General features: G+C 44.3%; 12 protein-coding genes. 11 read left to right on the top strand and 1 reads right to left on the bottom strand.

The genetic code is table 11. The features are described from left to right. Positions 1–117: 117 nt before the first annotated feature. The 6 genes from FE296_RS24880 to FE296_RS24905 all read left to right on the top strand — a co-directional run bounded on the left by FE296_RS24880 (position 118) and on the right by FE296_RS24905 (position 6,358). A complete protein-coding gene (locus tag FE296_RS24880) occupies positions 118–627 on the top strand; it encodes a hypothetical protein (protein WP_017688037.1) in 510 nt (169 codons plus the stop codon). Between the two features lie 28 nt (positions 628–655). Continuing rightward, positions 656–1,447, top strand: coding sequence for an HAD family hydrolase (locus tag FE296_RS24885; RefSeq protein WP_150366697.1), 792 nt, complete (start codon positions 656–658; stop codon positions 1,445–1,447). A gap of 587 nt (positions 1,448–2,034) precedes the next feature. Further along, positions 2,035–2,964 carry an ABC transporter permease gene (locus tag FE296_RS24890; RefSeq protein ID WP_371129062.1) on the top strand — a complete coding sequence of 310 codons (930 nt, stop codon included), beginning with the start codon at positions 2,035–2,037 and terminating at the stop codon, positions 2,962–2,964. 12 nt (positions 2,965–2,976) lie between these two features. Next, positions 2,977–3,849, top strand: coding sequence for a carbohydrate ABC transporter permease (locus FE296_RS24895; RefSeq protein WP_091020710.1), 873 nt, complete (start codon positions 2,977–2,979; stop codon positions 3,847–3,849). Between the two features lie 97 nt (positions 3,850–3,946). After that, a complete protein-coding gene (locus FE296_RS24900) occupies positions 3,947–5,581 on the top strand; it encodes an ABC transporter substrate-binding protein (protein ID WP_150366698.1) in 1,635 nt (544 codons plus the stop codon). Positions 5,582–5,683: 102 nt separating this feature from the next. After that, positions 5,684–6,358, top strand: a complete 675-nt coding sequence (locus FE296_RS24905) for a GntR family transcriptional regulator (protein ID WP_124115282.1) — start codon at positions 5,684–5,686, stop codon at positions 6,356–6,358. Between the two features lie 96 nt (positions 6,359–6,454). Here the strand turns inward: FE296_RS24905 and FE296_RS24910 are convergent, their stop codons facing one another. Continuing rightward, complete coding sequence (locus FE296_RS24910; RefSeq protein WP_047843398.1) at positions 6,455–7,000, bottom strand: cupin domain-containing protein; 546 nt, start codon at positions 6,998–7,000, stop codon at positions 6,455–6,457. A gap of 179 nt (positions 7,001–7,179) precedes the next feature. On the opposite strand from FE296_RS24910, the gene metH reads away from it, so the two are divergent. The 5 genes from metH (at position 7,180) to FE296_RS24935 (ending at position 14,467) form a co-directional block, all read left to right on the top strand. After that, the gene (metH, locus tag FE296_RS24915; RefSeq protein ID WP_150366699.1) at positions 7,180–10,620 is read left to right on the top strand and encodes a methionine synthase; all 3,441 of its coding nucleotides are present in this window, start codon (positions 7,180–7,182) and stop codon (positions 10,618–10,620) included. A 77-nt stretch (positions 10,621–10,697) separates the two neighbouring features. After that, positions 10,698–11,636 carry a ribonuclease Z gene (rnz, locus tag FE296_RS24920; RefSeq protein ID WP_124115280.1) on the top strand — a complete coding sequence of 313 codons (939 nt, stop codon included), beginning with the start codon at positions 10,698–10,700 and terminating at the stop codon, positions 11,634–11,636. A 355-nt stretch (positions 11,637–11,991) separates the two neighbouring features. Then, entirely contained in the window at positions 11,992–12,801 is an 810-nt protein-coding gene (locus FE296_RS24925) for a TIGR01457 family HAD-type hydrolase (protein ID WP_047843396.1), read from the top strand. Between the two features lie 6 nt (positions 12,802–12,807). Then, on the top strand, positions 12,808–13,629 hold the full coding sequence (locus FE296_RS24930) for an Fpg/Nei family DNA glycosylase (protein ID WP_124115279.1): 822 nt from the start codon (positions 12,808–12,810) through the stop codon (positions 13,627–13,629). Continuing rightward, on the top strand, positions 13,619–14,467 hold the full coding sequence (locus tag FE296_RS24935; protein WP_150366700.1) for a deoxyribonuclease IV: 849 nt from the start codon (positions 13,619–13,621) through the stop codon (positions 14,465–14,467). Before FE296_RS24930 ends, FE296_RS24935 begins: the two co-directional genes overlap by 11 nt. Positions 14,468–14,478: the final 11 nt, after the last annotated feature.

Below are 14,478 nucleotides of genomic sequence, written 5' to 3' on the forward strand. Positions count from 1 at the left end.
AATGATATCATTATGATATTTAGGTTTCTTCCTGTTATTTTGAGTGTGCAATTTATAGGGGGAAATGTTGGTTTGCAATTATGTAAGCCGATACAAAGACACATAAGGGGGATTCTCATGTCGCGTTCGTTCGAGAGAACGGTTAAGAAAAATTCCAAGCAGTTAAATCAGCAACGCAAAAAAAGTGGTCAACCAATCACAGGTACACCAGGTGAAGAAGTCTTTAAGGGACGCAGTCTTTTGTTCCCTATATTTTTGATTGGTCTCGCCTTTTTGTATCTGTTTATGAGCACGTTTCTTGTGCAAGCTCCAATGACAACTTGGGACTGGGTGACCATGCTGCTTTATGTATTTTTGGCAGTCATCTTCATGCTTCGTCGTCCATACATCAAGATTAGCAGTAATCGGATTATCACGACGAAGGGTAATCGTGAACGTTCAATTGGGGTTGACGATATTGTCAAATTCAGAATTGAACCAGGTACAGTTGTTATCGAACATAACAGTCGTGGGAAAAGATGGGTGTTCACCAAGTTATTGAACCGTTACGATACAGATGCGATTGCAGAACGTTTGCTGAAGTTTGCAAAAGCACACCAGATCACCGTGGAAACCGTCGAAAAGTAATTATTGCATAAAGGGGTAGATGATCGGAATGGCATTAAAAGCGATTTTGTTCGACCTAGATGATACTTTATTATGGGATGAGCGTAGTGTTCGAGAAGCTTTTCATGAGACTTGTCTAATCGCAGCGCAAGAGACTGGGGTTAAACCAGAAGAACTTGAAGAAGCTGTTCGTAATGAGGCACGTGGACTGTATGAATCATATGAAACCTTTCCTTTTACTAAAATGATTGGAATCAATCCGTTTGAAGGTCTTTGGGCTAACTTTACTGGTGGGGATCAACCTGAGTTCCGTCAGTTGGAACAGCTTGCTCCAGTTTACCGTAAAGAATCCTGGCGTCGTGGCTTGTTGAAGTTGGGTATAGATCGGGATGATCTTGCTGAACAACTGGCCGCACAGTTTGGAGTGGAACGGAGATCCAGACCTCATGTATACGAAGAAACGATGGATACCTTGCGTCAGTTACAAGGAAAGTACAAACTGTTGTTGTTAACAAACGGTTGTCCTGCTTTGCAACAAGAGAAGTTGGATGGTGTACCTGAATTGACTCCTTTTTTTGATGAGATTATTATCTCGGGTAACTTCGGAAAAGGAAAACCAGATCCGTCGATATTTGAACATGCTTTGAGTAAACTGGGTGTTAAACCCGAAGAGAGCATGATGGTTGGAGACAAGTTAACGACTGATATTCGTGGTGCTTTATCATCTGGCATCCAATCCGTATGGATTAACCGGGAGCATAAGACCAACAATGAAACGTATGCGCCAGACCATGAAATAACGCATTTATCGGAATTAAATCAGCTTATTGCTAATTTCTAAGCAGATCAGCTATAACATCTTTCCTCAGCACCCTGAAACATTGGAAGCTTCAATGAACGATGATGTCGTTCTTGAAGTTACCAATGTTTTTTATTTGAGCTTGTTGACTAAATTACCTTGTTAAAAGAGATATCCATTTTTTTTACTAAAACTTATTGAAATTAGAGGGAAGCTGGATTAGAATATAACTAACATACTAGTATGACTAGTATTTAGATTGTCCTAAAGCAATTTCTTTTTGACTTACTTCATTAAATGGAAGCAGGGAGTTATTGCTTATTGTTTTCGATTGATTGTAAGCGCTTAATATTTCGAAAAATCTTCTTTCGATTTGGAGATCACACCACGTAGTAAGTGCTAATTAATGATGTGAAGCATCTTGGATTGTGTGATTCTACATAATACATCAAATTGATATCGCTTACATTTAGAAATTATCTATTTCGTAGTGGGGGTGAAGTTAAAGGAGTTGTTGTCTTCTACAAGAGGAGAAAAGATGAGAATTGTATATGAATTACTCTTACTTATCAAGTCCTGGATCGGAGTGAAAACACATGGAGTCGGAAACCGCTAAAACAACGTTAACCATGACATCTTTACGTAAAGAGAGCAGATTACGAACGGCAGCAACTTTGTTCCGCAAAGACTGGCAGCTGTATTCACTATTAATCCTTCCCATCATTTATCTCCTTATTTTCAAATATGGGCCGATGATTGGTAATGTGATTGCGTTCAGACGTTTTGTTCCCGGGGGAAGTATATTTGGAGAAACGTGGGTTGGATTAAGATACTTCAAAATGTTTATTGAGGACCCTACCTTCTGGAGAGTATTCGGTAATACGCTGATGTTAGGCGGACTTGCGTTACTCTTTACATTCCCGGTTCCAATCATTTTTGCCTTGATGCTTAACGAAGTGAAAAGTAAACGATTCAAGAAGTTTGTACAGACCGCGTCTTATCTGCCTCATTTTCTGTCTATCGTTATCGTTGCAGGTATGATCCTGCAGCTGACAGCAGTGAATGGTTCCATTAATGGACTGGTGGCTTTCTTCACCGGAGACAATATTCCTTTTATGCAGCGGGCTGAGTGGTTCAGAACAATCTATATCACTTCTGAGGTATGGCAGGGTATGGGTTGGGGAGCGATTCTGTATCTTGCTGCACTGACAACCATTGATGATTCTTTGTATGAAGCTGCGCGTATCGATGGTGCCAATCGCTGGAAGCAAACGATTCATGTAACGATTCCAGGGATCTTGCCAACGATTGTGACGTTATTGATTTTGAACATGGGTAATTTCCTGGCTGTTGGATTTGAAAAAATCTTACTCTTGTACAACCCGCTGATCTACGAGACATCTGATGTGATCTCCACTTACCTGTATCGGGTCGGACTGGAATCCAGTAACTTCAGTTATGCTACCGCAATTGGCTTGTTCGAATCGCTGATCGGTCTGATTCTGGTGTTCTCCGTAAATGCCATCTCACGCAGACTGACACAAAGAAGCTTATGGTAAAGGAGGAGCATCATGCAGGAATCCAGATCTTATAAGGTATTTAAAGTATTCAATGTTATCTTTCTGCTGTTCGTGGTATTTATAACCCTCTATCCATTCTTAAATGTCGTGGCACAATCTTTCAGTAGTGAGTCCTATATTAATTCGGGCAAGGTTAGTCTGTTCCCAAGAGGATTCAATGTAGAGACATACAAGACCATCTCACGTGACAGTATGTTCTGGACCAACTATAAAAACACGATTATCTATACCGTAGTAGGTACATTAATCTCCATGTTTATGACGACTATTTTCGCATATGCCTTGTCCAAAAAGAGGTTAATGGGTCGCAAGTTTCTGACAATGTTCGCCGTATTCACGATGTTCTTCAGTGGTGGATTGATTCCAAACTATGTGTTGATTAATTCCCTTGGATTCAACAACACCATGTGGGCACTTGTTGTTCCTGGCGCAATTAGCATATACAACATGCTGATCATGAAGTCATTTTTTGAAAATATGCCTGAAGAACTGGAGGAAGCTGCCTCCATTGACGGTTTGAACACCTACGGGATCTTGTTACGCATTATATTGCCGCTTAGTAAAGCTGTTATGGCAACCATGGTGCTGTTCTACGCAGTAGGTCATTGGAATTCCTGGTTCCCAGCCTTTCTGTATTTGGACAAAAAAGAACTGTTCCCGGTCACCATTTATTTGCGCAATATGATTGCAGGAGCGACTAGCGGGGCGACTGCTGGTGCAACCTCAGCTGATAACCTGACACAGATTGCTGCCAATATTAAGTCAGTAACGATGGTACTCACCATCTTGCCGATACTCACCATCTATCCATTTGTCCAAAGATACTTTGTAACTGGTATCATGCTAGGGTCTGTTAAACAGTAAGACGCAGCAGCTGAAGTGATTCACATGATTAACTTTTCGAGGTTGTTTAACGTTTCAGGCAAGGTCAACCTAAACCAAACTCAGGGGGATAACCTAAATGAATCAAAAGCCACGTAAGTTTGTTGGTAAAATGGTGTTGGCAACAATGATGAGCGTTGTTCTGGCAGCATGTAGCAGCGGTACTGGAGCTGGAGGTGACGTCACAGAAGTTCAAACCAAGGCAGCGATGGAAACGTACAACGTAGGGGATACATTCAAAGCAACGGAGCCATTTAATCTATCCATACTATATAGTGATCAACCTACTTATCCATATAAAAAAGACTGGTTACTTTTCAATAAAATTACCGAACTGACGGGTGTTACACTTGAGCCAACGATTGTACCCATGAGCGATTACTCTCAGAAGAGATCTCTGTTGATTAGCTCCGGAGATGCACCACTAGTTATCCCTAAAACGTACCCTGGTGAAGAGGCTGCATTTGTGTCCTCTGGTGCGATCTTGCCGATTAGCGATTATATTGATTTGATGCCAAACTTCAAAGATAAAGTGGAAAAATGGGGTTTGGAAGATGAACTTGAAGGTCTTCGACAGGAAGATGGAAAGTACTATGTACTCCCGGGTCTGCATGAAGAAGTATGGCCAGATTACACAATACTCGTAAGAACGGATGTCTTTGAAGAAAATAACATCGCCATTCCGACCACATGGGACGAATTGTATGATGCTGCGAAGAAACTGAAAGAGATTTATCCGGATTCCATTCCGTTTTCGGACCGATTCCAATTCAATAGTACGTTGAACATCGCTGCTACTGGCTTTGGTACCAAGGCTGGATGGGGTTTTGGTAACGGATTGACGTATAAGGAAGATCAGGATGAATTTGTGTACACGGCTACAACACCAGAATACAAAGAGTTGCTAACATACTTTAACAAGTTGGTATCCGAAGGATTGCTGGACAAAGAAAGTTTTACACAGGATGATGATCAGGCTGTACAGAAATTTGTATCCGGCAAATCATTCATGATTAATGGTAATTCCCAAACGGTGGTGCTGCACCGAAATGATATGAACAAAACGCTGGGAGAAGGTAAATACTCAGTTGCAAAGATTACAGTACCTGGTGGACCAAAAGGGCAATTAATGTCCGGCTCCAGACTTGAAAACGGTGTTATGATCTCCGGGAAAATTCAAAAAAGCGAAAACTTCAAAGCTACTATGCAATTTATTGATTGGTTATACTACAGCGATGAGGGTCAAGAGTTTGCCAAATGGGGCGTTGAAGGCGAAACATTTACCAAAGAGGGCGGAACACGTAAATTGGTAGAAGACGTGAACTACAATGGCTTGAATCCAAAAGGAACGAAAGATCTGCGTATTGACTTTGGTTTCTCTGGTGGGGTATTTGCCTACGGGGGGACTACAGATCTGCTGCAATCCATGTTTAGTGAAGAAGAGTTGAAATTCCAGCAAGACATGAAGGATACCAAGGAAGTGATCCCGGCAGAGCCACCGATTCCTTACTCTTCAGAGGACCGTGAACGGGTGACACTTCTGAGTACACCACTGAAAGACTATTCGGATCAAAATACACTTAAATTTATCTTGGGTGAGCGGGACTTGTCTGAATTCGATACATTTGCCAAAGAGCTGGAGAGTCAAGGATTATCTAATTATCTGAAGCTGGCAAATGATACGTACAAAGCCTACAAAGAAAACAAGCAATAATATAGTTGATGTTGGCCAGATTACCGTTTCACACCGATATATAAGTGGAACGGTAATTTGTGCTAAGATGAATGAAAACGGCTGATAGAAAGAGGTCTAGGCATGTCACTTAATCAAAAAATTAGAGGCTCGACCCGGGCATATTCATATAACCTATTAAAAGAACGAATTCTTCACCTGGAACTTAAGCCAGGTACCAAGATTTCAGAGAAAGAGATTGCAGATGAACTGCAGGTGAGCAGAACACCCGTTAGAGAAGCATTCATGAAGCTTGCTGAAGAAGAACTGCTGGACATTATACCCCAGAGTGGAACGATCGTCTCTCACATTAATCTGGAGCATGTGGAAGAAGGCAGGTTTATGCGGGAGAAGATGGAGAAGGAAATCGTAACTTTGGCTTGTGTTTCTTTTCCTGAAGAGTTCAGATTTCGACTTGAAACCAACATTGCAATGCAGGAAGTCTGTATAGGAAAAAACAATTTCTATCGGCTTTTTGAACTGGATGAAGAGTTTCATCAGATTTTGTTCCAGGGCACGGGTAAGCTGAGGACGTGGAAAATGTTGCAACAACTGAATATTCCGTTTAATCGGTTGCGTTTATTACGTCTAGCGGAGGACTCCAACCTGGAGGTCATTATCTCCCAGCACAAAGAGATATATCGGCTTATCACAGAGCGTCAAACCGATCAAGCTGTTCACGTGATGGAAGCTCATCTTAGACTGGTTGTTATTGAACAGGAATCGATTAAGGCGAAATACCCGCATTATTTTATATAATGCACTGATGTTGTATAATACTCTCCATATGCATATGCGAAAACCCCTGTTCAATTGAACAGGGGTTTTGGTTAAGCAAATCGTAACACGAGAGTGTTAGGCTTGTTTGATAAATGTAGGATCAGGGTATGGATCTGCAATCCAGCCATCTTTTTCGATGAACAGACGTACAGCGATAATTTGTTTGTTCTCCATTAAGGTGAAGAAGTGCGGTGTATTCTCAGGTACAGAGATGACGTCTCCAGGAGACAGTTCTACATTAAAGTAACCCACATCATCTGTAGCTTTGATAACAAAGATTCCTTTACCAGCAACAATTGCACGGATCTCATCTTCAGCGTGGGTGTGGATCTCTTCGAACTTGGCCAGCTTTTCTTCGATATCTGGTGTTTGTTCGGACAGCGTGATGACATCCCAGATCTGGTATCCGCGACGTGCAGCCAAATCTCTGATTTCATAATCGTAAGTTTCCAAAACCTCGGTTTTCTGTTCATCAGTTAATCCAAAGTTATTTTGCAGATCAGTGTTCAGTTTGGATGCGTCCCACTTCTCATATAATACTTCGTATTTGTTCAAGAAATTTCGAACATTTTCGTCACCAGTGATGCGTTCGTTCGTATTTCGGATAACAATTTCAGCCATGTTCTTTCCCTCTTTTCCACTTGGTTTAATTGAATTATATCGGATTGCTTTGTTTTTGTCGATTCTCAAATTCCGTTCATATTCGTGCAAACCCGCCATCTTTCGGGACCAAACCCGATCTTTCACATTAAGTTAGTTTCTGTTAAACTAAGATTTAACGTTTTGCGGGGGTGAAGATATTGGATAAGATTAGTCTACACGATGCATTAAAACAACGAATATTAATCCTCGACGGTGCAATGGGGACCATGATTCAACAAGTTGATCTGACTGGCGAAGATTTTGGCGGCGATGATTTGGATGGATGTAATGAAATGTTGGTGCTTACTCGTCCAGAGCTCATCCAGCGCATTCATGAAGAATATCTGGAGGCTGGCGCCGACTTAATTGAAACCAATACATTTGGTGCCACATCCGTTGTGCTTGCTGAATACGATATTCAGGATCGGGCACGTGAGATCAACCTGGAAGCAGCCAGAATTGCGAAAGCTGCGGTTGATCGTTTCTCTACACCGGAATCTCCACGTTATGTGGTAGGTGCGATGGGACCAACAACCAAAACACTGTCTGTAACTGGGGGAGTAACCTTCCAGGAACTTATCGACAGTTATTTGGAGCAAGCGCTTGCTTTAATAGAGGGAGGCGTTGATGCGCTACTACTCGAAACCTCACAGGATACCCTCAATGTAAAAGCAGGCAGCATTGGAATTCAGCAGGCCTTCGAACAGAGTGGTGTTACACTGCCCCTGATGATATCAGGAACGATAGAACCGATGGGAACGACTCTTGCGGGTCAGAACATCGAATCCTTTTATATATCCTTAGAACACCTTAACCCAATTTCGGTAGGACTAAACTGTGCTACAGGTCCTGAGTTCATGCGTGATCACATTCGCTCGCTTTCCGGAATGGCATCGGTTGCCGTTAGTTGTTACCCGAACGCGGGTCTTCCGGATGAGAACGGTAATTACCATGAGTCACCAGACTCGCTTGCACAGAAGATTGGTGCTTTTGCCGAACAGGGCTGGTTGAATATTGCTGGCGGATGTTGCGGGACAACCCCTGCACATATTCGGGCGATGCGCGATACACTTGCCCAGTACCCCCCAAGAGAAATGAACGGAACACATCCACCGGCATTGTCTGGTATAGAACCAATCTACATTGAACAGGACAATCGTCCATACATGGTTGGTGAGCGTACGAACGTGCTGGGATCACGGAAATTCAAACGACTCATTGTAGAAGGTAAATATGAAGAAGCTTCGGAAATTGCTCGTGCTCAAGTGAAAAATGGAGCGCACATTGTTGACGTTTGTGTACAAGACCCAGACCGCGAAGAGTCTGAAGACATGGTGAAGTTCCTTGAACTTGTTGTGAAAAAAGTTAAGGTTCCTCTCATGATTGATACGACAGATGCTTCAGTAATTGATCTGGCCCTTCAGTACTCACAAGGTAAAGCGATAATTAACTCCATTAACCTTGAGGATGGCGAAGAGAAATTTGAGCTGATTACGCCGTTGCTTCATAAATATGGTGGTGCGGTTGTTGTCGGAACGATTGACGAACGGGGTCAGGCGATTAGTCGGGAAGACAAGCTTGACGTAGCGAAGCGCTCTTACGATTTGCTGGTGAACAAATATGGTCTCAAACCAGAAGACCTCATTTTCGATACGTTGGTGTTCCCGGTTGGTACGGGAGATGAACAGTACATCGGTTCAGCCAAAGAAACTATTGAAGGTATAAGAGTGATTAAGGAAGCGATGCCTGAATGTCATACGATACTCGGGATCAGTAACATTTCATTCGGACTGCCTGAAGCAGGTCGTGAAGTGCTGAACTCTGTATTCTTGTATGAATGTACCAAAGCAGGTCTCGACTATGCCATCGTGAACACAGAGAAACTGGAGCGTTATGCGTCCATTCCAGAAGAAGAACGCAGGCTCTCGGAAGAGCTTTTATATAACACAAATGATGAAACTTTGGCAGCGTTCGTAGCGGCGTTCCGTAACAAGAAGGTTGAGAAGAAGGAAAAAATCTCGAACCTTTCATTAGAAGAGCGTCTCGCTTCATATGTAGTAGAAGGAAGTAAAGAAGGATTGCTGCCAGATCTCGAACAGGCACTTGCCAAATACACAGCACTTCAAGTGATTAACGGTCCACTGATGCGGGGGATGGAGGAAGTAGGTCGTCTCTTTAACAACAATGAGTTAATTGTAGCTGAGGTGTTGCAGAGTGCGGAGGTTATGAAGGCTTCTGTAGCATATCTGGAGCAATTCATGGAGAAAAACGAGACTTCGGTTAAAGGCAAGATCATTCTGGCCACTGTCAAGGGCGATGTGCATGACATCGGTAAAAACCTGGTTGAGATCATCCTGTCCAATAACGGTTACCAGATCATTAATTTGGGTATAAAAGTACCACCAGAACGTATCATTGAGGCGTACCGAGAAGAAAAAGTCGATGCTATCGGCCTCTCGGGGCTATTGGTAAAATCAGCGCAACAGATGATTCTTACCGCTCAGGATTTGCGAACAGCAGGTATTGATGTGCCTATTATGGTTGGTGGAGCGGCGCTAACACGTAAATTCACCAAAAATCGTATTCGTCCTGAATATAACGGAATGGTTGTATACGCTAAAGACGCGATGGACGGTCTGGATCTGGCGAACAAATTGATGAACCCCGTTTCACGTGAAGCGATGCAACTGGAGATGGAAGCAGAAAAAGAAGCTGATGCTTCAAGTGCTGTAGCTGTTCAGGCTCTTCCAGAGCTTACACGAGTGGAGCGTTCGGATATTGCTGTAGATAATCCTGTTCTTGTCCCTCCTGATCTGGAGCGGCATACGATGCGTAACTATCCGTTATCACACATCCTGCCCTACGTGAACATGCAGATGTTGCTTGGACACCATCTGGGGTTGCGCGGTTCAGTTGAACAACTGCTTGCTTCAGGAGATAAGAAGGCTACCGACCTGAAAGCAGTCGTGGATGATATTATGCAAGAGGCTGTTCGTGACGGGATTATTCAGGCACATGCCATGTATCGTTTCTTCCCTGCTCAGTCCAGTGGTAACAGCATTATCATCTATGATCCAAAGGACACGAGCAATATTTTGCATACATTTACGTTCCCACGTCAAAAAGTCGAGCCGTTCCTGTGCCTGTCCGACTTCCTGAAACCTGTTGAATCCGGTCAAATGGATTACGTTGGTTTCATGGTAGTTACTGCCGGACACGGTGTGCGTGAACTATCGACGGCGTGGAAAGATCAAGGGGATTATCTTCGCTCGCATGCTCTGCAATCCGTAGCGCTCGAAGTAGCAGAGGGATTAGCTGAGCGTGTGCATCATATGATGAGAGATATATGGGGATTCCCGGATTCTGCCCAGATGACCATGAAGCAACGTCACGGTGCACGTTATCAAGGGATCAGGGTATCTTTTGGATATCCGGCTTGTCCGGATCTGGAAGACCAAGGGCCGCTGTTCAAGTTACTACAGCCTGAGGATATCGGTGTGGAATTGACGGAAGGTTTCATGATGGAACCTGAAGCTTCCGTATCAGCGATGGTATTTAGCCATCCGCAAGCTAAGTATTTTAATGTAGAGAAGGCATAAATTCAGTAGAGTGTCAGGCAAAGCCCTCCGCATTGTCGGAGGTTTTTTGCTGGCAACAGAAAGAGGTGCGATCCAGAATGGAACTATATTTCCTGGGAACTAATGCTGGTGTACCTACGCTTCAACGGAATGTAACTTCCATTGGGCTACGCATGTTGGATGAGCGCAGAGCTTTGTGGTTGTTTGACTGCGGGGAAGGAACGCAGCACCAGATTTTAAGTTCTCCGCTTAAACTGAGCAAATTGGAGAAAATATTCATTACTCACCTGCATGGTGATCATGTATTTGGACTTCCAGGACTGCTTTCGAGCAGAGCCTATCAAGGTGGCACCACACCATTAACCGTATATGGTCCGCCAGGTACGGAACGAATGATCAGTACAACAATGGAGCTTAGCCAATCCCGAGTTAACTATGATTTGAATATCGTCGAACATACGGGCGGCGTCCTATTTGAGGATGACAGTTTTATCGTGGAAGCTGCTTTGCTTGAGCATCGGATTGACAGCTATGGATACCGTATTACGGAAAAAGATCGTCCAGGAAGCCTGGACCCAGCCAAACTGGCGGAATACGGTTTGAAACCAGGCCCATTGTTCGGCCGGTTGAAACGTGGAGAAACCATTACGCTGGATAACGGTGATTCGCTTCGTCCAGAAAATGTATTGGGAGCGCCAAAACGAGGTATGGTGATCACTATATTAGGTGATACACGTCCATGTGACAACGTACAGCCACTTTCCATTAATGCAGATGTACTTGTGCATGAAGCTACATTCATGCATGATTTGGCCGATACAGCGCATGAGTACTATCATAGTACTTCTAAACAAGCGGCAGAAGCGGCTAGAGCAGCCAATGTAGGGCAACTAATTATGACTCACTTCAGTTCACGCTATAAGGACGAGGATCAACTTCAGCCACTTTTGGAAGAGGCGCAATCCGTATTCCCGAATACCAGACTTGCAAACGAACACCAGCTTATTCCTGTCGTGCATCGCAAGCAAGAATCTTAAACCTGATTGCGAACTAGTGCACGGTTAAACACGTCATATAAAGATCCGGGTAATTGCACGGGACTGAGGGAGAGGAACTCCCGCGGTCCCTTTTGCAATCTGGTCAGAAAGCGTGTAGGATGGGCAATATGAAGAGGGAAATGATTCAAATTATTTTCCGGGAAAGCGCAGGAAATGACAAGCTTGTACAGAAGACGCGCGAGTTAAACCGTCGGTGTTCGATCCGGTTCGACTTGTTGCGTGCATATGTCAGCAGGCCATTATTTTTTCCTGAATACATAGGTTCGCGTTCAAGTTCGAGGTAAATGATTAAGGACATGAAACGTTAATGGAATGAAGAAAGGAAGTGCTGTGTGTGATTAAGGCCTATCTGATTGACTTGGATGGTACGCTCTATCATGGCAGACATCGTATCGAAGGAGCCGATCAGCTTATTCGAACACTGCAAGAGCTAGGAAAGCCGTATTTATTCGTAACAAATAATTCTTCCCGTACACCACAAGGTGTGGCAGATCATCTGAACGGGATGGGCATACCTGCCGACGCGTCTCAAGTATGTACTTCTGCTGTGGCGGCTGCTGAATATGTTGCTGAAGAGTCCCCGGGTGCAAAAGTGGCATGTATTGGAGAAGCAGGACTGCTGGAAGCCATAGAAAAAGCAGGACTTCAGCTGACGGAAGATGCACCAGATTACGTGATACAGGGGATTGATCGTGAATTTTCCTATCATAAACTGACCAAGGCGCTAAGGTGGATTAATGCGGGTTCAAAATTCATCATGACCAACCCGGATCTGCAGCTTCCTTCCGATGATGGACTGACACCTGGGGCGGGGACTATTGGAGCAGCAATTGAAGCCGCGACCGGAGTTCATCCTACAGTTATAGGCAAGCCATCGAGTGTTATAATGAAGTCGGCCATTAGCCGGCTAAACCTGGCGTCTCATGAAGTGGCAGTGATCGGAGATAATATGCGAACCGATATTGCAGCTGGAGTAGCAGCAGGGTGTGAGACGCTGTTGGTACTTACCGGTGTGACAACACGGGATAATATGGATGGACACATACAAGCAGCCAAGGCTCGACCTGATCATGTGTTTGAAGATTTGCATAAATTGATGGAGTGGCTGTCGCAAGAGGCAGACCAAGCTTCCAAAAAGGGGTAATGTACGATGCCGGAACTACCGGAAATGGAAAATTACCGGACTTTGCTGTCCGAGAAAATACTTGATCTACCGATTACAGGTGTTGTAATTAATCGCGATAAAACGATAAATACGGAGCCTGATCTGTTCATCAATGAACTTACAGGTAATCGCATCATATTTGTTGAGCGCCGAGCAAAGCATTTGATTTTCCACTTGGCTAATGGTAAACGTTTGGTGCTGCACCTCATGTTGGGCGGTATGATTTTCTGGGGCACGGAAGAGGAACGCCCTGATCGTTCCACGCAAGTGGAAATCCAGTTTGGCGATCACATTTTATTCTTTATCGGACTGCGCTTGGGTTATTTACATCTGCTTACTTCGAAAGAAACCGAAGAGGCGATGTCTGATCTTGGACCTGAACCATTGGATCGACGGATGAACGTGGAACGTTTTGCTTCTCTGTTGAAAGGTCGTCGGGGTACACTTAAGACGACATTGGTAAACCAGCATATCATTGCAGGGATTGGAAACTGTTATTCGGATGAGATTGCTTTTGCTGCTGGTCTGAGACCAAGCTCCAAAACGCAGAACATCGCGACTTCACCTGAGCTGACGGAGCGCTTGTTCCATTCGATGCAGTCCGTGTTGCGTGAAGCAGCTTCTGAGGGTGGCTATATGGAAATGCCACTGATGCAAGGGGATACGAAGACAGGAAGTTTTGACGAGCAATGTCGAGTGTACGATCGGGAAGGCGAGACTTGTCCGCGCTGCGGGGGAACAATTGAACGAGTGGAAATTACGGGCAAGAAGGCGTTCTTCTGTCCGAAATGCCAGCATGAGGCCTAAAACTGGTATCGGGGCACATGTCAGCACCAGAGGTGGATTTCTTCAGGCTGCCAAGAGAGCGTATGAGATGGGGGCAACGGCGTTTCAGTATTTTCCGAAGAACCCGCGTAGTCTCAGCCTGAAAAGTCTGGACCTCAAGGATGCTGAGCAGTGCAGGGATTGGTGTGAACAGCATGGGCTTGCTTCGATTGCGCATTCACCCTATCCTACGAATCCGGCGTTGGGCATGACCCGTGGAGAGGCGGGGTTTCATGCTACAATAGCTTCTATTCGCAATGATCTTGAAATTTCAAATGCTTGCGGTTCTGTTGGGACGGTGGTCCATTTTGGACATATCAAAACAAACGATCCGCTGGAGGGTTATCAGAACCTCATTCATTGTTTGGATACCGCCTTGGAGAATTGGAATGGACATTCGAAGGTGCTGATTGAAAATCAGGCAGGTGATCATGGCCCGATGGGCACGACAATGGAAGAAATGATACAGATTCGCAAATTGAGCCGATATCCGGAGCATATTGCTTTTTGTTTTGACACATGCCATGCTTTTGCTTCAGGTTTGTGGTCGTCAGGCAACGAAGCAGCGATGCTTGATAAGGGCAGGATACTTGGATATTGGGATAATGTTGCTGCTATACATTTTAATGATTCCAAATATGCGTCTGGTTCGTGTAAGGATAGACATGCGAGGATCGGACAGGGATATATCGGAGATGAATCAATGAAAGCATTGTTAACTGCGCCTGAGTTCCAAAAAGCGGTTGTTGTGCTCGAGACAGAAACGGGCGAAGATGGAACGCACCATGATGATATAGCGCTCATGCGTTCCTGGTTATAATGGGGAGAGGA

Origin of the sequence: Paenibacillus sp. UASWS1643, from assembly GCF_008693195.1 — a bacterium.
Lineage (GTDB): Bacteria > Bacillota > Bacilli > Paenibacillales > Paenibacillaceae > Paenibacillus > Paenibacillus amylolyticus_B.